At 66.4% G+C, this 20,665-nt stretch carries 17 protein-coding genes; 5 read left to right on the top strand and 12 right to left on the bottom strand.

All coding sequences use genetic code 11. From position 1 onward, the window contains the following. Nucleotides 1–3 precede the first annotated feature (3 nt). From JAO73_RS14660 to JAO73_RS14650, 3 genes are all read right to left on the bottom strand, one after another. The gene (locus JAO73_RS14660) at nucleotides 4–1,314 is read right to left on the bottom strand and encodes a BNR repeat-containing protein (RefSeq protein WP_198977806.1); all 1,311 of its coding nucleotides are present in this window, start codon (nucleotides 1,312–1,314) and stop codon (nucleotides 4–6) included. A 16-nt stretch (nucleotides 1,315–1,330) separates the two neighbouring features. Continuing rightward, nucleotides 1,331–1,957: a hypothetical protein gene (locus tag JAO73_RS14655; RefSeq protein WP_198977805.1), complete on the bottom strand. Its 627-nt coding sequence runs from the start codon at nucleotides 1,955–1,957 to the stop codon at nucleotides 1,331–1,333. A gap of 64 nt (nucleotides 1,958–2,021) precedes the next feature. After that, nucleotides 2,022–3,893 (bottom strand): glycoside hydrolase family 35 protein, encoded by a 1,872-nt coding sequence (locus JAO73_RS14650; protein WP_198977804.1) that lies wholly within the window; start codon nucleotides 3,891–3,893, stop codon nucleotides 2,022–2,024. A 269-nt stretch (nucleotides 3,894–4,162) separates the two neighbouring features. On the opposite strand from JAO73_RS14650, the gene JAO73_RS14645 reads away from it, so the two are divergent. Beyond that, nucleotides 4,163–5,284 (top strand): glycoside hydrolase family 88/105 protein, encoded by a 1,122-nt coding sequence (locus tag JAO73_RS14645; protein ID WP_198977803.1) that lies wholly within the window; start codon nucleotides 4,163–4,165, stop codon nucleotides 5,282–5,284. 130 nt (nucleotides 5,285–5,414) lie between these two features. Here JAO73_RS14645 and JAO73_RS14640 read toward each other — a convergent pair whose 3' ends face one another. After that, nucleotides 5,415–7,499: an alpha amylase C-terminal domain-containing protein gene (locus tag JAO73_RS14640; protein ID WP_198977802.1), complete on the bottom strand. Its 2,085-nt coding sequence runs from the start codon at nucleotides 7,497–7,499 to the stop codon at nucleotides 5,415–5,417. A 143-nt stretch (nucleotides 7,500–7,642) separates the two neighbouring features. Here JAO73_RS14640 and ggt point away from each other — a divergent pair, with 143 nt between their 5' ends. Further along, on the top strand, nucleotides 7,643–9,394 hold the full coding sequence (ggt, locus tag JAO73_RS14635; RefSeq protein ID WP_198977801.1) for a gamma-glutamyltransferase: 1,752 nt from the start codon (nucleotides 7,643–7,645) through the stop codon (nucleotides 9,392–9,394). Nucleotides 9,395–9,501: 107 nt separating this feature from the next. Here ggt and JAO73_RS14630 read toward each other — a convergent pair whose 3' ends face one another. The 3 genes from JAO73_RS14630 to JAO73_RS14620 form a co-directional block, all read right to left on the bottom strand. Beyond that, nucleotides 9,502–9,870 (bottom strand): hypothetical protein, encoded by a 369-nt coding sequence (locus JAO73_RS14630; protein WP_190927322.1) that lies wholly within the window; start codon nucleotides 9,868–9,870, stop codon nucleotides 9,502–9,504. Nucleotides 9,871–10,102: 232 nt separating this feature from the next. After that, the gene (locus tag JAO73_RS14625) at nucleotides 10,103–10,453 is read right to left on the bottom strand and encodes a hypothetical protein (RefSeq protein ID WP_198977800.1); all 351 of its coding nucleotides are present in this window, start codon (nucleotides 10,451–10,453) and stop codon (nucleotides 10,103–10,105) included. Nucleotides 10,454–10,573: 120 nt separating this feature from the next. After that, nucleotides 10,574–11,626, bottom strand: coding sequence for an NYN domain-containing protein (locus tag JAO73_RS14620; protein ID WP_198977799.1), 1,053 nt, complete (start codon nucleotides 11,624–11,626; stop codon nucleotides 10,574–10,576). Between the two features lie 12 nt (nucleotides 11,627–11,638). On the opposite strand from JAO73_RS14620, the gene JAO73_RS14615 reads away from it, so the two are divergent. Genes JAO73_RS14615 through JAO73_RS14605 form a run of 3 tightly spaced genes read left to right on the top strand, consistent with a single transcriptional unit; the run spans nucleotide 11,639 to nucleotide 16,920 of the window. Further along, nucleotides 11,639–14,842 (top strand): TIM-barrel domain-containing protein, encoded by a 3,204-nt coding sequence (locus JAO73_RS14615; RefSeq protein WP_410504993.1) that lies wholly within the window; start codon nucleotides 11,639–11,641, stop codon nucleotides 14,840–14,842. A gap of 18 nt (nucleotides 14,843–14,860) precedes the next feature. Then, nucleotides 14,861–16,354 (top strand): TlpA family protein disulfide reductase, encoded by a 1,494-nt coding sequence (locus JAO73_RS14610; protein ID WP_198977797.1) that lies wholly within the window; start codon nucleotides 14,861–14,863, stop codon nucleotides 16,352–16,354. A 26-nt stretch (nucleotides 16,355–16,380) separates the two neighbouring features. Beyond that, entirely contained in the window at nucleotides 16,381–16,920 is a 540-nt protein-coding gene (locus JAO73_RS14605) for a GNAT family N-acetyltransferase (protein WP_198977796.1), read from the top strand. A 19-nt stretch (nucleotides 16,921–16,939) separates the two neighbouring features. On the opposite strand, the gene JAO73_RS14600 is transcribed toward JAO73_RS14605, so the two are convergent. The 5 genes from JAO73_RS14600 to JAO73_RS14580 form a co-directional block, all read right to left on the bottom strand. Continuing rightward, the gene (locus JAO73_RS14600) at nucleotides 16,940–17,422 is read right to left on the bottom strand and encodes a hypothetical protein (RefSeq protein WP_198977795.1); all 483 of its coding nucleotides are present in this window, start codon (nucleotides 17,420–17,422) and stop codon (nucleotides 16,940–16,942) included. Continuing rightward, on the bottom strand, nucleotides 17,419–18,096 hold the full coding sequence (locus JAO73_RS14595) for a phosphatase PAP2 family protein (RefSeq protein ID WP_198977794.1): 678 nt from the start codon (nucleotides 18,094–18,096) through the stop codon (nucleotides 17,419–17,421). The genes JAO73_RS14600 and JAO73_RS14595 overlap by 4 nt, the downstream gene beginning before the upstream one ends. Before the next feature lie 85 nt (nucleotides 18,097–18,181). Then, entirely contained in the window at nucleotides 18,182–18,724 is a 543-nt protein-coding gene (locus JAO73_RS14590) for a YceI family protein (RefSeq protein ID WP_198977793.1), read from the bottom strand. A 77-nt stretch (nucleotides 18,725–18,801) separates the two neighbouring features. Continuing rightward, a complete protein-coding gene (locus JAO73_RS14585; RefSeq protein ID WP_198977792.1) occupies nucleotides 18,802–19,335 on the bottom strand; it encodes a hypothetical protein in 534 nt (177 codons plus the stop codon). 122 nt (nucleotides 19,336–19,457) lie between these two features. After that, on the bottom strand, nucleotides 19,458–20,636 hold the full coding sequence (locus JAO73_RS14580) for a helix-turn-helix domain-containing protein (protein WP_198977791.1): 1,179 nt from the start codon (nucleotides 20,634–20,636) through the stop codon (nucleotides 19,458–19,460). Nucleotides 20,637–20,665: the final 29 nt, after the last annotated feature.

The following is a 20,665-nucleotide window of genomic DNA, read 5'->3' as shown; positions in this document are numbered from 1 at the left end:
CGGCTAGCGGCCGGGCCGCCAGTCCACGATGCGCACGGGCTGGGGCGGCAGCGCCTCCAGGGTTTCGCCGTCGCCCTGGCCGGTGCGCTGCACGAAGAGGCTGAGCACGCCGTGTTTTAGCCAACGTTCGGTGTCGTAGCTGGGCTCCCAGCTGCCCAGGGGGCTGGTGGTGAGGTCGGCGGTGGTCCAGAGGTTGGCGGCGAGGTCGGTGCACTGGCTTACCGAGGCCCGGTCCTGGCGCTCCACGTCGCGAAAGACGACGTACACCGTGCGGCGGCCCCGCCGCTCGCCCACCAGCACCTGGGGGCGCGCAATGGGAATCTTCTTGGTGCCGGTCCCGCTCAGGCTAAAGGGCGTGGTGCGCTGGCCGACCTGCATGGTCTTCCACTCTTTACCGGCCAGGCAAAATAGCTGATAATGAGGTACCTGCGTGCCCGCGGACCGCCAGTACGTGGCGATGTAGGGTTGCCCCGCGGCATCGGCCGCAATGGACGTCTGGTTTATCAGCTCGCTGCGCTGCGGGATGCGGCAGGCGTACTCGGCGGTGCGCTCGGTGATGGGCAGCGCATAGGGTTCGCCGGTGCTTTTCTGCCAGGTGCGGCCGCCGTCGCGGGAGCGGGCGTAGGCCAGGTCGTGGTTGGAAGCCACGTCGGGCGACTCGCGCCACACCCAGGCCACGTGCACGGCGCCGCGGGCGTCGATGCAGGCCTGCCAGTAGGCGTTGCGCTGGCCTTCGCCGTCGATGAGCACGCTGTGCAGGCGGGTCCACTGCCGGGTTTTCAGCGAGTAGCGGTTCAGCACGAGGTTGCCGTTGCCGGAGCCGCCGTCGCGGTACAGAAAGAGCAGGTCGCCGCCGGGGAAACGGTGAAACTCCGGGTAGCCCACCTTCTGCTCCTGCTGGCCGGTCATGGGCTGCAGCGGGCCCATCTCCAATGAGCCGGGCGTCAGGCCGCGGCAGTAGCGCAGGGGCGTGTTGTGGTGGTCGAAGCTCAGGTGCACGTAGCCGGCGCCGTCCACCATCAGGCTGATGACGTTGTGGGCGTCCTTCACGTTGCCGTGGTAGGGCGTGCGCTGCACCTGCCAGGGCCCGGCGGGCAGGCGGCGCTTGGCCAGCGTCACGTAGCCCACCGAGTCGTAGTAGGCGGCGAACTGGTCGCGCCGGTACGTCACCACGGAGTTTTTGCGGAACACGGTGCCGTTCAGGTTGTTGCGGGCCCAGCCCAGGCCCACCGGCGCCTGGGCGCGGGCGGCGCGGGGCAAAGCCAGGCCCGCCAGCAGCCACAGCAGGCACCCGGCAAATCGAACAGCAAGCATCAGGAGCGAATAAAGGTTAAAGCGCGGCCGTGCCGCGAATCATTATCCGGGGCTTGCCGGACGGGTCGGGCGCCGGCGGCACGGGCGGACGGTGAATTATCTGAACGTCAACCAGCGTGGTTTCGCCGGCGGCCATCACCTTCACCTCGCCAATGGATTGGGCGGCAATGTGCAGGTCGGTATCGCTCACCGCCATGCCGTTAATGAGGTAGCTCACGGGCCCCGCCAGCCCGAGCCCCTGCCCTATTTCCGCCAGCGTCCGGGTCTTCGGCCCGGCGTTGCTCGCATCTTTCAAAACGATGTCGATGATGCCGTGCGTGCTCAGGCTACGCCACTTTCGCGGGGCGTCAGCGCCTTTGTACACGTACAGCTTGCTTATGTCGGTGGGCTTGATGCCCAGAAAGCCATTGTCGATGATAATCATCGAATTGAGTAGAAATAGCGGGTCGGGCAGCGAAGCCGGCTTGGGGTGGTAAGTCACCGTGGGCGGATTCGGCGCCGCAGGCGGGCGAGGCCCCAGCACCGGCTGTAGCTCCGTTGCCTTGGGAACTAGGGGCGCCACCGCCGCACGCTGCGCCCGGCTAGGCAGCCAGGCCAGGCAGCAGGCAGCGAGAAGCAGTAGGTACAGGCAGGGGTTGCGCATGGCATTGGTGCTTTGTGGTGGTGAAGTGCCGTCAGAATGTGTAGATAAGCAACAGTTGGCGTATCTACGGTGCTTTCGTCACGCCCGGCTGCAGCTCGCTCAGAATGGGGTGGTTGAGGAAGGAAAGCTGGGCTTGCTGCGGCTTGAGCAGTTCCAGCACCGCAATTTCGTTGGTGCCTTTTTTCAGCCACTCGGCGGGCACGTACAGCGTTTGCTGGGGCCCAATGGCCCAGTAGCGGCCCAAGTGGTGGCCGTTCACCCACACCACGCCTTTGCCCCACTGCCGCATGTCGAGATAGGTGTCGGCGGGCTGGACCACGCTGAACGTGGCGGCCCGCAGTACGGGGGCGCCGTCGGCCGTCGGAGCCGCCGCGCTGGCGTTGGGCACCGCCGGGGCTTGGTCGAAGGGCAGGCCGAACATCTGCCAGCCCCGCACCTCCTTCTCGCCCAGGCGCACGCTCCGGGTGATGCCTTTGTTGTTCTCCAATAGGTATTTGCCAAAGTTGATGCGCCCCATGTTTTCCACCAGAATGTCGAGCTGCACCGGGCCGGCGGGCAGGGCCAGGCGCAGGCTGTCCTGCCGAAGGCGGCGGTCGAGGGAACCCACGCGCCGGCCGTTCAGCAGCACCACGGCGTAGTCGCGCAGGTCCGTGATTTTTAAGGTTTGGGGACTGCCGCCCGGCACCGTGGCGCGGTAGAGCACATAGCCGTAGGCCTGTTTCAGCGCCTCGAAGGTGAGGGGCGTGGCGCTGGCCACGGGGGCGGGCAGGCGGTCGAGCAGGCGGTGCGTCCGGGTGAGGCTCACGGCCGGCAGGGCCACGCTGGGCCGGGGCGCGGGCACGGGCGGCAGGGGCTGGCCGGCCGGCCGGTATTTGGCAATGACGCTTCGGAAAGCCAAGAACTTGGGGGTGGCGTTGCCGGCCTCGTCGAGCGGCGCGTCGTAGTCGTAGCTGCTGATTTGGGGCTCGTACGCAGTGCCGTCGCCCTTGTAGTTGGCCCCGTTCATGAAGCCGCGGGTGGTGCCGCCGTGAAACATGTACATGTTGATGGACATGCCCGCCTTCAGCACCGAATCCAGGCCGGGCGAGTACTTGGCGGCGGGTACGGTGTGGTGCTGGGTGCCCCACCAGTCGAACCACGCGGGATACCACTCGGCCACGTAGTAGGGCCCCTGGCCGCCGTGGTTGGCGCGCACCAGCTGGCGGATTTGGCCGGGCTTGTCGGTGCCGTTCACGGCGGGCAGCAGGCCGGGCAGGTGGCCGTTGGCCACGTCCTTCACCGGGTCGCAGGTATAGAGCAGGCCGTCGAAGCCAGCTTCCTCAAACAGCTTTTTGTTTAACGCGAGGTACTCCTTATCGGCGCCGTAGGAGCCGTATTCGTTTTCCACCTGCACCATGAGCACGGGGCCGCCGTGGTTCACCTGCAGCGGGGCCAGCTGCTTGCCCACGGCCTGCATGTAGCGGCGGTAGGCGGCCACGTACTGCGGCTCCTGGCTGCGCACCTTCAGGCCGGGAATGTTCTGGAGCCAGTAGGGGTAGCCGCCGAATTCCCACTCGGCGCACACGTAGGGGCTGGGGCGCAGCACCACCCACAGGCCTTCTTCCTGGGCCATGCGCACGAAGGCGGCCACGTCGTGGTTGCCGGCAAAATCGTACCGGCCCGGCTGGGGCTCGTGGGCGTTCCAGAACACGTAGGTGCCCACCGTATTCAGGCCCATGGCTTTGGCCATTTTGAGGCGCTGCCGCCAAGCCTCGCGCGGAATGCGCGGGTAGTGCAGCTCGCCCGAAATCATCTGAAACGGCTTGCCATCCAGCAGAAACTGGTCGGCGGCCAGGGCAAAGGTGTGGGCGGGCGGCGTGGCGGGCGGGGCGCCGGCCAGCCCCAGGCCGGCGGCAGTCAGCAGGGGCAGTAGGCCACGTAAAAACGAAGGAAGCATGAACACGAACGGAGAAAGGTTAGAAGGCAAGGCGACGCGAAGGGCCGACGGGGACTACCTGCGGGTGGCGCGGTGCTATTCAGGCCACAGTGCGAAGGTAAAGCTCCCGTCGGGCCGCGGGAATGCCGGGCGTGGGCGGCCTTTGTTGCGTTGCGGGCAGCCAATTGCCTCAATGCCTCCCTGCCCTATTCCCCCCGGCGCCTAGTATTGCGGTTGGAAATTCGCCGCTGGCCCCTTTCCAACCAGCCTCACTTCCCCACCCCATCTTTATGCTCCGTTTTCTTCGTCCGCTGGCGGGCGGGCTGCTGCTGGCCTTGGGCCTGGGCCGCGCCGGCCACGCCCAGGCACTCAGCGCCGCCGACAAGGCCGTGTTCAAGCCCAAATTCATCAAGCAGCAATTGCTGAAAGCGACGCGCTGGCAGCTGGCCCACCCCAAGCACCAAGTGAGGGACTGGACCAACGGGGCGTTCTACTCCGGGGTGTTTGCCGCTTATCAGGCCACCAAATCCCGGCTGATTCTGGACTCGCTCCTGGCCATGGGCGAGCGCACCCACTGGCAACCCGACCGCCGCTACGACCACGCCGACGACATCGCCATCTGCCAGACCTACCTCAACCTCTACCGCCTCAAGAAGGACCGGCGCATGCTAGCGCCCACCCTGGCCGTGGTGGAGAAATTTCGCACCGTGCCCGGCCCCGAGGTGCAGAAAAACGGCATCGCCTGGTGGTGGTGCGACGCCCTGTTTATGGGCCCGCCCGTGCTCGTGAAGCTGGGCCTGATGGAGAACAAGCCCGAGTACCTGGCCCTGAACGACACGCTGTACCAGCAAACCTACCGGCGCCTGTTCAACCACGCGGAGCACCTTTTTGCCCGCGATGCCTCCTACCTGTGGAACGCGGCCGGCGAAGGCAAAAAGGAAAGCAACGGCCAGCGCATTTTCTGGAGCCGCGGCAACGGCTGGGTGATGGGCGGCCTGGTGCAAATTCTGCAGGAGCTGCCCGCCAATCACCCCTCGCGGCCTTTCTACCTGAGCTTGTTTAAGGAAATGAGTGCCCGGCTGGTGCAGCTACAGCAGCCCGACGGCCTGTGGCGCTCCAGCCTGCTCGACCCCGCCGCCTACCCCGGCGGCGAAACCTCGGGCTCGGGCTTTGATACCTACGCCATGGCCTGGGGCCTCAACAACGGCATTCTGGACCGCGCCACCTTCCTGCCCGCCGTGCAAAAAGCCTGGGTGGCCCTCAGCAAAGTGGTGTCGCCGGAAGGCCGCGTGGGCTGGGTGCAGCCCATCGGTGCCGACCCGCGCCGCGACTTCTCAGCCGACAGCTGGGAAGTGTACGGCACGGGCGCCTTTCTGCTGGCCGGCTCCGAAATCCTCAAGCTCAACCGCTGATGCCCACTCTCGCCCCATGCGCCACCCCGCGGGGGCCGGCCCCATCAGCGCGCCGGGCTCCTCATTAAGCGGCGTTTTTTTGTTACAGGGGTTGGCGAGGGGCTGTCGGCGCTGTCGCCTTACGCCTCCGTTACGCCTGCGCCAGCACCAGCGCCACCCGGCTGGGCAGGTACAGGCTGAGCTGGTGCTCATACGTTTCGTACTCAAACGACTCATCGGGGCGGTCGAAGCCGCCGAAGCGGGCGCTGTCGGAGGAGAGCACCACGCGGTACTTGCCCTCCTGCGTCACCCAGAAGCGGTAGTCGGTGAGGCTGCGCTCCACGTGCAGGTTCACGATGAACACGAGGCCGCCGCGCTCGAAGGCCAGCACCTGATTTTCCTCGTCGTGCTTGAGCAGCGTGGCCGGGCCGGCAGCCAGCAGGTGGCGGGCTTTGGCCAAGTGAATCAGGGCCTTGTCGAAGGCGCCCATCTGATGGAATTTCAGGTCCGGGTTGTCGCCCAGGCTCCACTGGCGGCGGGCAAAGTGGTAGCCCCAGCCGTTGCCTTCGCGCGGGAAGTCGACCCACTCCGGGTGCCCAAACTCGTTGCCGATGAAGGTGAGGTAGCCCTCGCCGCCGGCCGCCAGCGTGAGCAGCCGGATGATTTTGTGCAGCGCCAGGGCCCGCGCCGCGCCGGGGTCGCCGTCCACGGCGTGCATGTGGGTGTAAATGGCCGCGTCGAACAGCCAATGGGCCAGCGTTTTGTCGCCCACCAGGGCTTGGTCGTGGCTTTCGGCGTAGGCAATGGTTTTCTCGCCGGCCCGACGGTTGGTGAGGGTGTACCACAGCTCGCCCAGGGGCCAGTGCTCGTCGGGGGTGTGCTTGAGCAGCTTAATCCAGTAGTCGGGAATGCCCATGGCCAGGCGGTAGTCGAAGCCCACGCCGCCTTCCTTGATGGGGCGGCACAGGCCGGGCAGGCCGCTCATGTCCTCGGCCACCAGCAGGCTGCCTTTCTTGAACTCGTGGGCCAGCGTGGTGGCCAGCTGCAGGTAGAGAATGGCGTCCTCGTCGGCCGCCGGCCCAAAGTAGTTGTCGTAGCCCACAAAGGCCACGCCCTCGCCGTGGTGGTGGTAGAGCATGCTGGTCACGCCGTCGAAGCGGAAACCGTCGAAGTGGTATTCCTCCAGCCAGAAGCGCACGTTGCTGAGCAGAAACTGCTGCACCTCGGGCCGGCCGTAGTCGAACAGCTTGCTGTCCCAGCCGGGGTGGTTGCCGCGCTCGCCCTTGTGGAAGTAGAGGTTGCCGGAGCCGTCGAAATCGGCCAGGCCCTCGGCTTCGTTTTTCACGGCGTGCGAGTGCACGGTGTCGAGCAGCACGGCAATGCCGCGCCGGTGCGCTTCGTTGATGAGAAACTTCAGGTCTTCGGGTGGGCCGAAGCGCGAGCTGGCCGCGAACAAATTGGCCACGTGGTAGCCAAATGAGCCGTAATACGGGTGCTCCTGCACGGCCATCAGCTGGATGGTGTTGTAGCCGCCGGCCTCAATGCGGGGCAGCACGTTTTCGGCAAACTCGCGGTAGGTGCCCACCCGGCCTTCCTCGGTGGCCATGCCCACGTGGGCTTCATAAATCAGCGGCTCCTTCACGGCGGTGGCGGTTCGGAACTTCTGGTCGGTCCAGCGGAATTCGGTGTCGGGGCGCCAGACTTGGCCGGCAAAATCCTTGGTCTGCTCGTCCTGCACGGCGCGGCGCAGGGTGGCGGGCAGGCGGTCTTTGCCCTGGCCGTTGGCCACCACGTGCACCTTGAAGCGGCTGCCGTGGGCGAGGCGCTGGTCGTATTCGGCATCGGGCAAAAACGCCTCCCACACCCCAAAATCCAGCTTGTGCAACGGGTTGGCCTGCCGGTCCCAGTGGTTGAAATCTCCGATTAATGACAGCGCTTCGGCGCCGGGTGCCCACTCGCGGTACACCCAGCCGCCGCGGCCGGCGTCGTGGTTCAAACCCAGCTGCTGGTGGGCGGTGGCGTAGTTCAGCAACGAGCCGTGGTACTGCTCGATTTCGGCCAGCCGGGCCTGCAGGCGCTCCTGGCGCTGGCGCAGCACGGGCTCGAAGGGCGCCAGCCAGGCGTCGTTCTTGACAAGGGCCAGCGGCGCAGGGCGGCGGGCGCGAGGCGTCGCGTTGGAAGTAGCGGCAACGGTGGCCGGGGCAGCCGTGGGCGCAGTGGGTTTCGACTTAGCCATGGGTGAAAATGGTTTTGCCCAAATGTAAGGCCCCAAAACTGCTGGCCGAGGACAGGGGCTTAATCGCCGAGGTTTTGCCATGGCTGGGCTTTGATTTTCGGCGCACGGTAGCAAGGGCGGCATTATTCCCGTTATTTTGCCCAATGCTGAAACGTGTACTCACTATTTCCCTGGCCCTGCTGATGGCTTGTTCGGCCGAGCGGCCGGTTACGTCTACATCGCGGGCCTTCGAGGGCTCGCTGGGCACGCCCGTTCCCAAAGCCGCGGCGCCCAAGCTGGCCCGCTACGCCATGGTGGTGTCGGCCCACCCAGAGGCTTCTAAAATTGGCACCCAGATATTACAGCGCGGCGGCAACGCCTACGACGCGGCCGTGGCCGTGCAGTTTGCCCTGGCCGTGGTGCTGCCCGTGGCCGGCAACATCGGCGGCGGCGGCTTCCTGCTCTACCGCGACCGCAACGGGTCGGCTGGCTCGCTCGACTTCCGCGAAACCGCCCCCACGGCCGCCTCGCGCGACATGTACCTCGACAAAGCCGGCAACGTCGTGCCCGGCCTGAGCACCGCCGGCCCCCTGGCCGTGGGCACGCCCGGCACCGTGGCCGGCATGGTGACGCTGCACAAGCAGCTGGGCAAGCTCTCGTGGCCCACGCTGCTGCAGCCGGCCGTGGCCCTGGCCACCCGGGGCTTCGTGCTCACCACCAAGGAAGCCGAAGGCCTCAACCGCACCCGCGCCGATTTTCAGAAATACAACCCCGGCAACGTGCCGGCCTACGTCCGCCCCGGCGGCGGCGACTGGCAAGCCGGCGACACCCTGCGTCTGCCCGAGCTGGCCCGCACCCTCACCCGCATCCGCGACCAGGGCCGCGCCGGCTTCTACCGCGGCGAAACCGCCCGCCTGCTGCTGGCCGAGATGAAGCGTAGCGGCGGCCTCGTAAGCCAGGCCGACCTCGATGGCTACCGCGCCAAGTGGCGCGAGCCCCTGCGCGGCCGCTACCGCGACTACGACGTGATTACGATGCCGCCGCCCAGCTCCGGCGGCGTGGCCCTGCTGCAAATGCTGCAAATGCTGGAGCCCGTGGACCTGGCCCAGGCCGGCTACCACACGCCCCTGGCCGTGCACTACATCACCGAGGCCGAGCGCCGCGCCTACGCCGACCGCGCCACTTACCTCGGCGACCCCGACTTTGGCCTCGTGCCCACCCAAAAGCTGCTCGACGTGGACTACAACCACCAGCGGGCCGGCTCCATGCGCTCGCGCGGCCGGGCCTCGGCCAGCTCGGAGGTGACGGCCGGCACCAACCTGCCCAGCTACGAGAGCGACCAAACCACCCACTACAGCATCGTGGACGCGCTGGGCAACGCCGTGAGCTGCACCACCACCCTCAACGGCGCCTACGGCAGCAAAGTGGTGGTGCCCGGCGCCGGCTTTTTGCTGAATAATGAGATGGACGACTTCTCGGCCAAAGCCGGCGTGCCCAACTCTTACGGCCTGGTGGGCGGCACGGCCAACGCTATTGCGCCCGGCAAGCGCATGCTCAGCAGCATGACGCCCACCATCCTCACCCGCAACGGCCGCGTGGCCCTCGTCACGGGGTCGCCGGGCGGCAGCACCATCATCACCAGCGTGCTGCAGAGCATTCTGGGCATTGTCGACTACGGCCTGAACGCCCAGCAAGTGGTGACCGCGCCGCGCCTGCACCACCAGTGGCTGCCCGACCTGCTCGACGTAGAAGCCGGCGCCCTGCTGCCCGCCGCCCAGGACACCCTGCGCGCCCGCGGCTACCGCCCCAACCCCCGTCTCCCCTGGGGCCGCCTCGACATCATCCACGTGCTGCCCGACGGCACGCTGGAAGGCGGCGCCGACCCGCGCGGCGACGACAAGGCCATGGGGTACTAGGCAAGTAAGCAGTAAAAAAGCCCGCTGAAATCATTCAGCGGGCTTTTTTACTGCTTATCAGGTTTGGTGAACGAGGTAGCGACGCAAGTATACGTCGCTACCTCGTGCTAGCGCGCAACGGCCGTGCTGGCCAGGTGGCGCAGGTTGCCGGCGGCGGCGATGAGTTTCTGGCTGAGTTCGCGGGCTTTGTCGCCTTCGCCGCTGAAGTTGTGGGTGGTGAGGGCCGCCTGGGCGGTGAGCTCGCCGAGGTTCTGGAAGGCCTGCGACATGCCGGCGGGGTTGTTGCCGTCGATGTGCCGGCGCAGGGTTTCCAGTTCTGCCACGATGGGGCGCAGCACGGGCTGGTCGATGGAGCGCAGCTGTTGAATCCAGTGGTCGATGTGGCTGTAGCCGGCGCTGGGGTCCATCTGGAAGCCGTTGCCGGTGGCGGTGAACAGGGACTTGATGCCGGATTCTACTTCGGAAATAAAGCTCATGAGAAGAAGAGAGAAATGGAAAATGAACCCAGCCGGCACGGCACGCCGCCAAACCCTGGCTTGGGACCACGAAGGTACGGCGCCAAGCCCCCAAAAAGCCAACCCATCGGCAGATATGCCCGCGTGCCGCATGGGAGCGGCTCTTTTCAAAGAGACGCAGCGGACGTCCGTTCGCAAAAGTCCTGCCGGCGGCCGGGGCACACCAGCACCGCTGCCGGCCGGCAGCGGTGGCTTAGCCGCGCAGCTGGCCAGCGGCGGTGCTGAGCACGTTGCCCAGCTCGCGCAGCTTGTCCTGGGCATCGGCGGTGGCCGAGTCGGCCGCTTGGGTGGTGAGCTCGCCAAGGCTGCTCAGGTGCTGGGCAAGGGTGGCGGCATCGGCGGTGCCGCTGCGAAGCGCCTGGTGGAGGCTTTGTAGCTCGGCGGCGATGTCGGCCAGCGGGGCGTTGCCTTGTAAGGTTTTTATCCAGCCGGTGATGTTTTCGCCGGCGATGCCGGCGGCGCTGGGCAGGCCGCCGCGCAGCGCACCCAGCGTGGTATCCAGTTGGCTGTTGCCGAGGCTGCTTTGCGATTGGGGAGCATTCATGTGTGGGGAGTGGAAGGGTTGGCGGATGAAAGATGCCTTAGCAACCCGCAACGCCCGGCCTTGTTGACCCTGACCATCACAACATTTTGGCCTTCGCCGAGGGCCGGCGGCCCCGGCGCCCTATTCTCCGCCGGGGTGCAGGGCTTGCACGTCGGGGTGGTTGTAATTCACCACGATGACCGAGAACGGATGCGGCTCGCCCTCGCGCTTTTCGATGCGGATGGTGCCGGCGTCGCGCAGGTGGTTGAGCAGGTCGCGGCGCTCGTAGTCGGGCAGCTCGGGCAGCTCGTCGGTGAGCAGGCGCATGAACGGGCCCAGCCATAGCTCGGGCACGCGGCGCTGCTGCTTGGCTTCCAGCTTCTGAAACTCGTTGAGAATGAAGGCCAGCGTGCGGCGCTCGATGTCGCGCACCAAGGGCCGAACCGGGGCAAAATCGGGCACCTCGTCGGCGGTGCGAAACGCAACCCGGGGCGCCGCGGGCACCACCGGTCGGGGCGCGCTGGCCGAGGGAATGGAGCCCACCTGAGGCCCTTTGGCGGTTTCGCGGGCGGCCAGGGCGGCGGCCGTGGGCACGCCCGCTAGGCCCTGCTCGCGCAGGCGGCGGCTTTCTTCCTGCAGGCGCAGGCGGTCGGTGCGGCGCTTTTCGAGCTGCTCAATGCGTTCGGCGCCCAGCAGGTCGCGGGCGTCGATGAAGGATGCGGAGCCGATGTTCTGCAGCAAGTCGCCGGACACGGACTCGCGGAAACCGGCCACCAGCACCTGCCGGGCCTGCCGGCGCAGGTGCTGCAGCACGGGAATGTAGTCGCGGTCGCCGGCCACGAGCACGAAGGTGCCGATGTCGGGCCGGGTGTACATCACTTCCAGCGCGTCGATGCAGAGCTGCATGTCGGCGGCGTTTTTGTGGTCGGTGCCGAGCACGTTGCGGGTGCTCACGCCCATGAGGTAGAGGGCGCCCTGCGGGGCCGTGGCCAGGCGCTCGAAGTCGGCGTAGGCGTAGCTGATGAGCGAGTCGAGGCCCTTGGCGGCCAACTGCTCGCGCAGGCTGCGCACGATGTCGAGTACGTAGTCGTTCAGGTCGGGCGGGTCGTGGAAGTGATTCTTGAGAAAATAATAAACATTCTCAAAATCAATGAATACCGCGGCGTATGGGGAAGCAGGTGACTTGGGCGACATGAGGCAAAAAGAATGAATCTTATCACGGAGAAACAGCTCTGTGGGCAGACCAGAACATTTTGCAGCACGCACCCCGCCGGCAAGCGGCCGCCCCGTGAACCCTTGGAAAGCAGGGATAACGGGTTGTCAATGGTGGCGGGTTTGCCAGCTTGTGCGTTATTTGACCGCATGAAGGTACGACACTTGGCTTCTACTGCGGCGGCGTGGCTGGCGCTACAGTTTTCCCTTTGCCCGGCGGCGCAGGCCCAGCGCGCCGACAACGGCCGGCCAGCGGCGGACCCGTTTGGGCGGCGCATGGTGCCGGCGCGGGCGGTGCCGGGCGGGCGGTACAAGTCGCACTCATTTGATGGAGAATCAGGCATTCTGACCATTCGCGCCACCGATGGAAGCATTCGGCAGATACAAGAATGGAACTACGGTGTCATAAAAGTCAGCTATTTCGCACCCGGCCAGGCCCAGACAACGGAGCCTTCTACAGCAGTCGTGAAAAATTCACGCGAGTTCGGCCCCGACGGGGTAGTGGTTAATGCCCCGGATGGCAAGCATAAGATGTTGCTGGCCAACCCGTCGTCGGCTACGCTTGGCGCTGTGAATCTGCGTACCAACCATGGTACGGTCATGGTGGATAAGAGCACGCTCAACATTACTTGGCGAGAGGGCGCCGATATGCTTTATAGCGAGGTGGCAAGCATTTTCCAGCGCTTGGCGTCCGCCTCCGAACCCAGCGGACTGGCCGTGCGCTTTCGCCTGGCGCCGGGCGAGCGACTGTACGGCACCGGCTCCCGCGCCCTACCGCTGGACCGACGCGGCCACCGGCTGGAGCTCTACAACCAAGCGCATTACGGCTCGCAGAACAACGAACCCAACCTGAACATCGCGCTGCCCACGGTGCTGAGCAGCCGGGGCTACATGCTGTTTTTCGACAACCACGCGCCGGGCTACCTCGACTTGGGCAAGGCCGATAAAAACGTGCTGGAATACGGTGGCGAGGGACTGACCTCCCTCTCCTACTTCGTGATAACCGGCCGCAACCAGGCCGAAATCCTGGAACGCTACACGGCCCTCACGGGCCGGCAGCCGCTGCCGCCGCGCTGGGCGTTGGGCCTCATCCAGAGCCGCTTTGGCTATCAAAGCGACGCGGAGATGCAGAACGTGGCCGCCCGCATGCGCCGCGAAAACTTCCCGCTCGACGCGCTGGTGCTGGACCTGTACTGGTTTGGCGGCACCACCCGGCAGGGCGACCTGGCCTGGGACCGCCGCAATTTCCCCGACCCCGCCGGGATGATGAGCCGCCTGAATAAGCAGGGCGTGAAGACCGTGCTGATTTCGGAGCCTTATGTGATGCGGACTTCGCGCAACGACTCCACGGTGCGCACGCGGGGGCTGGTGGGCACCACGGCGGCGGGCCAGCCGTTCACGGTGGGCTCGTTCTGGGCCGGGCCGGCCAGCCTGCTCGACGTGTTCAAGCCCCAAACCCGCGACTGGCTGTGGGGCTACTACAAACAGCTGCACCAGGAAGGCGCCGCCGGCTGGTGGAGCGACCTGGGCGAGCCCGAAAACCACCCCGAAGCCATGCGGCACGCGCCCGGCCCGGCCCGCGCCGTGCACAACGCCTTCGGGCAAAGCTGGGCCGGCATTTTCACCGAAGGCTACGCGAAAGACTTTCCCGACGAGCGGGTGTTCAACCTGGCGCGCTCGGGCTGGGCGGGCATGCAGCGCAACAGCGTGTTTCCGTGGTCGGGCGACATCAATCGCTCCTGGAGCGGTTTTCAGGCCCAGATTCCAGTGATGCTGGGCATGGGCCAGGGGGGAGTGGGCTACATGCACTCCGATGCGGGCGGCTTCTGCGTGGGCGGCATCGACCCGGAGCTGTACACCCGTTGGCTGCAAATGGCCAGCCTCTGCCCCATCCTGCGGCCCCACGGCTCGGGCGTGCCGCCGGAGCCCTACTATTACCCTGACCCGTACAAGAGCAGCGTGCGCAACGCCGTGCAGCTGCGGTATCAGTTGCTGCCCTATTTGTACACGCTGGCCTGGCAAAACACGGCGCGCGGCCTGCCGCTGGTGCGGGCCATGGATTTCAACAATCGTTATCCTGTTGTCCCGCCACCGCCACCATCAAAAGCCGATTATTTAGTGGAGGTAGCAGCCGCCAATGACTGGGAAAAGCCGAAAAAATCGCCGAAAAAAGAGCATTTCTACCGGGATATTGATACAAGTGCGCCACTTGACTCGCCGGTCACCAAGGCATTGGCACTTGCTAACGACCAATACCTGCTCGGGCCTAACCTATTGGTAGCCCCGGTGCTCCACCCCAGCCAGCGGCGGCGCAACGTGCTGCTGCCCAGCGGAAATTGGATTGATTTTTACACCAACCAGACGTACACCGGCAGTAGCGTGGTGGGCGTGCCCGCCCCGCTGGCCCACACGCCTCTGCTGGTGCGCGGCGGCGCCTTCCTGCCCATGACGGCTTACCGGCCCAGCACCGCCCTCTACCGCCCCGACACCCTGCTGCTGCGCTACTACCCCGACCCCAGCGCGTCGGAATCGGAGTTTACGATGTACGACGATGACGGGCACTCGGCCCAGGCGCTGGCCCGGCGGCAGTACGAAACCCTCACGGCCCGCGGCTTCTGCACGCCCACGCAAACCGATGTGATACTGAGCAGCAACGGCGAATACCCGGGCCAGCCGGTGTTTCGGTTTCTGCGGCTGCTGGTGCAGCGGGTGGCCGCGCCGCCCACGGCCATTTTCTTCGACGAAAAACCCGTGCCCGCCGAAGGCTACTCCTACGACCCGGTGAAGCATGAGCTGGAAGTGCACTTCCTGATGAATGCCGGCGTGGCCGTGAGCCTGCGCGGCCTGAAAATCCTGACCGCAACCGCCCCCGATGCGGCGCCCGACGCCCTGACGCTGGAAGCGCCGGATGCCCGCAGCTTCGGGCCCGGCGGCACCACGCTGCACTACACCCGCCACCGGCGCACCAGCTCCGCCACCGTTCAGCCCGACCGTCGCAACCGCAAGCTGGAAATCAGCTCCGTGCGCGCCGATGCTTTTCTCAATATTTTTGACAGCCTGGGGCACTTGGTGTTCACGGAAGCGCTATCGGACGAGCCCGGCCCCCACGCCCTGCGCTGGGACGCCCGCAACGCCGCGCCGGGCGTGTACACGGCCGAAGTGGCCGGCCAGCACCAGCGCCTGATTGTGACGCGGTAATTGATGAACGGACGGCCAATGAACCTCCTGCAAAAGCTGTTTTTGGGCTTGTGGTCGCTTGGTAGCGGGTCGGTAGCGGCCCAAACCACGGCGCCGGCCGTGCTGCAGGGCCGTGTGCTGCACTCCACCGATTCGGTGGTGTTTCTGGCGTGGCCGCGCAACCCGCTCGACGCCACCCCCGTGCTGCAACAGGTTCGGCTAGGCCCACAAGGCGAGTTTCATTTTGTGCTCGACAGCCTATTCCAGCCGCTGACGGCTCGATGGGGCTTAGGCCGTCCGACCCGCGTGCGCCACTCCGCAGGCGTGTGGCTGAGCCCCGGCGACACCCTCACGATGACCGTAGATGCCCGCCGCTTCGCCCCAAGCCTGCGCTTTGCGGGGCGTCACGCAAGCGTTAATTTCTACCGCGCCGCTCAGCAACGGGCCCGCACCACCAATTTCTACGACGCACCCGAGGGACGGCCCGAGCCCCGCAACCCCGCCCGGATGCGTGCCCTGGCCGACCGCTACCGCCAACGTGCGGAAGCAGTGCTGCGCGCCGCCGACCGCCAGCATCCCCTGCCCCCGGCCTTGCGGCGCCAGGAAGTAGCCGCCATCCGCTACGACTGGGGACACGCCCTGCTGGCGTCGGTTTATCGGTTTGAATACCGGAGCTGGCCGCAAGGCAGCGTGGTACGGCGCATGCCCGAGGCATACTATCGGTTCCTGACCGAGTTGCCGCTGCCGCAGGATTCGCTGCTGGCGCACGTGGCCTACCGGGCGTTTGCGCGCAGCTACGCCACGTATTTGCTGCGCGAGCGGCGGCAGCAACTGCCTTTTCCCGCATTCGTGCCCCGGCAGTTTTCGTGGGCCTACGACACTGTGCGGCGGGCAATGCCCACCAGCCTCACCCGCCAGTACCTGCTGGCCCAGATTCTGGATGAGATGCTGCGGCACGGCAGCCCCGGCGACTTCGGCTCCCGGCTAATCGATTTTCAGGCCCTGGGCCCCCAGCCGGAGCTGGCGGCGGCGGTGGCCCGACGCGCCGCCCTATTGGCCGGCAGCCGCCCGGGGCAGCCGGCACCGGAAATTACCATGACGGACCTGGCGGGCCGGCCCGTGCGTTGGAACGACTTTCAAGGCAAGCTCGTGTACCTGGATGTGTGGGCGAGCTGGTGCCAGCCATGCCGGGCCGATGCCCCAGCCTTGCGCGCCTTGCAGGCCCAGATGGCTCCGCACGCTGCCCAACTGGTGTTCGTCAGCTTGTCCATCGATGCCAATGCCGCGGCCTGGCGCCGGGCCGTGGCGGCCGACCGGCTGGCCGAGGCCCCCAACCAGGCGCAGCTGCTGAGCCAGCTGGCCAACCCCGCCCTGCGCCAGCTGTGGGAGCAGCGAGGCGTACCCCAATGCTGGCTCGTGGGCCCCGACGGCCGCATCATCGACGCCAATGCCCCGCACCCCAGCAACCCGGCCGCTGCCGCAACCCTGGAAGCCACACTGAAATCCTTATTCGGCGATAACCCAACGCATTAACCAATTCCCCTAGCCTCCGCAAGCTTATGCAGCCCTTCGACACCGCCCGCCTGCACCTGCGCCCGCTCGCCGACGCCGACACGGCCGGCATGTTTGCGCTCGATTCCGACCCGGCCGTGCACCGCTATCTGGGCGGCATTGGCGGCCGGCTGCTGACGGACCCGGCCGAAAGCCTGGACATGATACGCTTCATCGAGGCGCAATACGCCGCCAAGGGCATCGGGCGCTGGGCCGTGGTGCTGCGCGAAACCGGCGAATTCATGGGGTGGGCGGGGCTAAAGCTGGTGGACGGCCCCATCAACGGGCAGCAGGATTTCTACGACCTGGGCTACCGATTTCGGCCGCAGTTCTGGGGGCAGGGTTACGGCTACGAAGCCGCCCAGGCCTGGCTCGACCACGGCTTCCAGGCCATGCGCCTGCCCCGAATCTGTGGCTACGCCGACGCCGAAAACCTGGCTTCCCGGCGCATTCTGGCCAAAATTGGGCTGCGCGAAGGCAACAAATTTGTGGAAGAAGGCGTGCGCTGCGTGTGGTACGAGGCCCGCAATCCGGCCACGCCCACTTAACCCCGACTCGCCCCCGGCGCTAGAACGGCAGCCGCTGAAACACCAGCCGCACGTTGGCCCCACCCATGGCCATGGGCCCGGCAAAGCTGCCGCTGCAGAAATTGGGCATCAGATTGTCGACGGTGAGCGCACCCGTGGTGGTGGGGCCGTTGTAAAACGGCCCACCGTTGGAGGTGCCGCCGGCGGGATAGTTGCAGGCCTGTACAGGAACATCGAGTGGCACCGGACCGGTGCTGCTGGGCAACCCCTTGCCCACGTAGTAATACAGCAGCTCCAGGGTCGAGCCATCGGGCAGGCCCGCGCGCAGCACCAGCATGCGCCGCTCCTGCCCCGAGGAGGAAGGGGGCGGCGTGACGAGCGACACGTTGTAGCTGGTCAGGGTCGAGGTTTTGCCCGCCGCATCGGTGTAGGTGATGGACGTAGCCGGCGCAGGCGTCGGCTTGGACGCGTCTTTGGAGCAAGCGGCCAGCGTGAGCACCAGCAAAAACAGGAATGCTTTCATTCGGCCAAGATAGAGCCGTTTAAGTCGGTTCGGCGCCGGCTCAGCAGCAGGTGCACCAGCAGCACCCAGCCCACGGCGCTGCTCCAGCCGGCCAGCACGTCGGAGGGGTTGTGCACGCCCAGGTACACGCGGGCCCAGCCCACGGCCAGCGCAAACAGCGGCGCCAGTCCCTGCACCCACCAGTGGGCCCGGGCCTGCCACAGCAGCAGGCCCAGCGCCGTGGCCAGCGCGGCCGTGTCCATGGCGTGCCCGCTGGGAAAGCTGAGGGTGGTTTCGGGCCGAATGCTGGCCCACAGCGCGGGCCGCGGCCGGGCCACCACCGCCTTGATAAGCTGCGTGAGCACCATGGACCCACCCACCGCCAGCGCCCACTCGCCGGCGGCGCGCCAGTGGCGACGCCGCAGCAGCGCCAGCAGCCCCAGCACCCCGGCCCCCACCATGGGCCCGGTGTTGCCCACAATGGTCAGAAACACGGCCAAGGCGTCGAGCGCGGCCGTGGCATGGCGGTGCCAGAACCAGAGCAGCGGCTCATCAAAGCACAGGTACCCAGTGGTTAGCACCGCCCAGGCCAGGGCGCCAAAGGTGGCCCAGGCCAGCAGCGCTCCAATCAGCACCCAGCGGGTGTGCCCGCGCCAACGCCGGTTCGCCGGCATCCAATACGAAGCGTTGGTCATGGGTAGGCGCTTGAATCAGCCCCGTGGGTGGGCCGCGCTGGAATGTACGGGCGGCGCGGCCGGCCGTTTGGCGGCCGGTGGCCAACTAGCGGGCCAGCAGGTCGAACGTGACCTGAAAATCGTTGCGAATGGCGTAGCTACCCAGGTTTTGGAAGAAGGAGGTGGAATTATAATTCACACCGAACTGGGTGCGGTCGAGCGTGGCCGTGCCGCGCAGGCGCAGGCCGCCCGGCGCGGGCTCCACCGTCACGGGAAACGCCACCGGCTTGGTGATGCCTTTTAGCGTGAGCGTGCCGCTGGCCCGGCCCTCCTTGAAGCTCGTGAGCTCAAACACCGCCGTGGGAAACCTGGCCGCGTCAAAAAAGTCGGGGCCGCGAAGGTGTTCGGCGAGCTGGGCTTGTTCGTGGGTTATGGTCGTCATATCGACCACCACGCGGGCCGCGCGCACGGCGTGGCCGTCGGCCTCCACGCGGCCCTCACGCACCCGGACGGTGCCTTGCGGCGCCCAGCTACCGGCCTCAGCGTGGCCAGTCCAGGTGAGGGTACCCGGGTCGAGGCGATAAGCAGTGCTGGCCGGACACGCGGCACTTAGAAAAAGAAAAACGGCGAGAATGAACAGGCTTTTCATACAAAAACAAGCTGGATTAATTGTGATACAGAGCACGTTGTGCTGATTTTCGACATCAGAATGAGGGCGCCTCGGCGCTATTTCGTCGGGCACGGGTCGGCCTCGGTTTCGATGAGCCCATAGCCCTTGTAAAGGCGTCCTTGCGCGTCCTTCGCGATGATGAACCACAGCGCATCGCCGCCGTAGAGCTGCCGGGCGCTGGCGGCGTAGCGGTAGTTGCGGACGAAAGTGTAGGTGACGCCCTTTTTCAGCTTGCCGCCGGGGCAGTTGAAAAGCTCGGCGAATTCGGCGGGCGTTTCGCGCAGGTTGGTTTGCCAACCGGCGGCGCTGTACCAGATGTAGCTGCCGCAACTCACCACCTTGAGGTCGGCTTCGTCGGCGCGCACGCAGGTGCTGTGTTTCCAGACGTAGCCGCCGGGCACGGCGGGGTTGGGCTCGGGGCAAACGGGGTTGGGCGTGTGCCACAGCGCGAGGCCCACCGGCAGGCGGCGCAGCTCGTCGGGCAGGGCGCGGCTGCGGTCGGTCCAGGCCGAAGGCGGGGCGATTTGAGCGATGGCCGGGGCGGGGCACAGGGCCAGCGCGCCGAGGGATAGCAGCAGGAAACGGGACATGAGCGGGGCGTTTGCAGTACGACCCAAAGGTGGCCCGCTGCCTCACCCGGCATCGCCCCACATCCGGATATGGCACGTCCCGATACCAGATATGGGCCGTTTTACCGGGGTTGGGCGCCTCCTCAGGCTTCGGCCTGGTACTCGCGCGGGGACCGGCCGGTCATCTGCTTGAAGATGCGGTTGAACGTCGTCTTCGAGTTAAAGCCGCTCTCGAAAGCAATGCCGAGCAGGGTGTAGCGCCGGGCATCGGGCGCGGCCAGGCGGCGCTGCACTTCGGCCACGCGGTAGCCGTTCACCAAGTCGTTGAAGGAGCGGCCGAAGCCGGCGTTCACGGTGAAGGAAATGAGGCGCGCCGGCAGGCCGGTATGGGCCGAAAGCTCGGCCAGGGTGAGCGTGGGGTTTTGGTAGAGCTTGTCGTCGACCAGCGCCCGGCGAATGCGCTCCATGATGCGCGGGTCGGGCGCCGCAGGCGGGCTGGCCGTTTGGATGGTTTGCGCGGGGTCGGTTGCGGCGGGCTCGGCGGCCACTGGCAGCGGCTCGACCGGGCTGGTTTCGGCCGGCACTTGCTCCGGATGTTCCTCGGGCGCGAAGTGCACGGCGCGCATGTCGGCCTGCCGCAGTCCCACTATGCCAATCACAAACACGACCACGCCCAGCAGCTCGGTGGAATAATCGTAGCGGTAGTACAGGCCGAAAAACTCGCGCAGCACCAGCTCCACCAGCCACTGCCCGCTCACCACGCCCAGCAGCACCAGCAGCCAGCGCAGGCGCAGGCGCGACACCTCGGAAAAGTTGTCTTCCAGCCAGTGGCTGTAGTGCCGCAGCCGGCGCAGGCTCAGGAACAGGTACACCATGAGCGAAACCCAGGTGCCGATGAATTCGAGCCGGTAGGTGACGGGGCGGTGCACGTGCTGCCAAAAGTCGTTGCGCACGGCGTAGGGCTGGAAGCGCAGCCACCAATACAGCGCCGCCTGCAACAGCACCGGCCCAAAGTGCAGCCAGTAGCCGGCCCGCCACCGAAAGCCGTGGTTGACGAGGCTGCGCACGTAGAAATACAGCAGCGGCCCAAACGCCAGCGAGTAGTAGATGGGCGAGAAATACAGGTTGGCGTTTTGCCCGTACAGGCCCGCCACGCGCAAGAACCCATCGAGCACCCACAGCGCAATGGCCCCCATGAGCAGGGCCAGGAAACGGTTCGACACCCGATTGAACGGCGAGGCGGCCAGCAACCCGGCCGCAAAGCACGCTTGCGCGATGACGGCAAACAGCGCCACCGTCATGAAGGAAATCGGGACTTGCATAGGCCTCAGCGCCAACCGGCTGCCGCAAA

It is taken from the genome of Hymenobacter miniatus (genome assembly GCF_016427455.1).
Taxonomy (GTDB): Bacteria; Bacteroidota; Bacteroidia; order Cytophagales; family Hymenobacteraceae; genus Hymenobacter; species Hymenobacter armeniacus.
Note: the sequence above shows the minus strand (reverse complement) of the source record. Positions and strands in the feature narration are given on the sequence as shown.

Coding starts and splice junctions, on each gene's coding strand:
- JAO73_RS14610 (WP_198977797.1), top strand. CDS start 14,861: ATGAACCTCCTGCAAAAGCTGTTTTTGGGCTTGTGGTCGCTTGGTAGC.
- JAO73_RS14655 (WP_198977805.1), bottom strand. CDS start 1,957: ATGCGCAACCCCTGCCTGTACCTACTGCTTCTCGCTGCCTGCTGCCTG.
- JAO73_RS14580 (WP_198977791.1), bottom strand. CDS start 20,636: ATGCAAGTCCCGATTTCCTTCATGACGGTGGCGCTGTTTGCCGTCATC.
- JAO73_RS14660 (WP_198977806.1), bottom strand. CDS start 1,314: ATGCTTGCTGTTCGATTTGCCGGGTGCCTGCTGTGGCTGCTGGCGGGC.
- JAO73_RS14640 (WP_198977802.1), bottom strand. CDS start 7,499: ATGGCTAAGTCGAAACCCACTGCGCCCACGGCTGCCCCGGCCACCGTT.
- JAO73_RS14595 (WP_198977794.1), bottom strand. CDS start 18,096: ATGACCAACGCTTCGTATTGGATGCCGGCGAACCGGCGTTGGCGCGGG.
- JAO73_RS14645 (WP_198977803.1), top strand. CDS start 4,163: ATGCTCCGTTTTCTTCGTCCGCTGGCGGGCGGGCTGCTGCTGGCCTTG.
- JAO73_RS14630 (WP_190927322.1), bottom strand. CDS start 9,870: ATGAGCTTTATTTCCGAAGTAGAATCCGGCATCAAGTCCCTGTTCACC.
- JAO73_RS14590 (WP_198977793.1), bottom strand. CDS start 18,724: ATGAAAAGCCTGTTCATTCTCGCCGTTTTTCTTTTTCTAAGTGCCGCG.
- JAO73_RS14620 (WP_198977799.1), bottom strand. CDS start 11,626: ATGTCGCCCAAGTCACCTGCTTCCCCATACGCCGCGGTATTCATTGAT.
- JAO73_RS14600 (WP_198977795.1), bottom strand. CDS start 17,422: ATGAAAGCATTCCTGTTTTTGCTGGTGCTCACGCTGGCCGCTTGCTCC.
- ggt (WP_198977801.1), top strand. CDS start 7,643: ATGCTGAAACGTGTACTCACTATTTCCCTGGCCCTGCTGATGGCTTGT.
- JAO73_RS14650 (WP_198977804.1), bottom strand. CDS start 3,893: ATGCTTCCTTCGTTTTTACGTGGCCTACTGCCCCTGCTGACTGCCGCC.
- JAO73_RS14585 (WP_198977792.1), bottom strand. CDS start 19,335: ATGTCCCGTTTCCTGCTGCTATCCCTCGGCGCGCTGGCCCTGTGCCCC.
- JAO73_RS14605 (WP_198977796.1), top strand. CDS start 16,381: ATGCAGCCCTTCGACACCGCCCGCCTGCACCTGCGCCCGCTCGCCGAC.
- JAO73_RS14615 (WP_410504993.1), top strand. CDS start 11,639: ATGAATCTTATCACGGAGAAACAGCTCTGTGGGCAGACCAGAACATTT.
- JAO73_RS14625 (WP_198977800.1), bottom strand. CDS start 10,453: ATGAATGCTCCCCAATCGCAAAGCAGCCTCGGCAACAGCCAACTGGAT.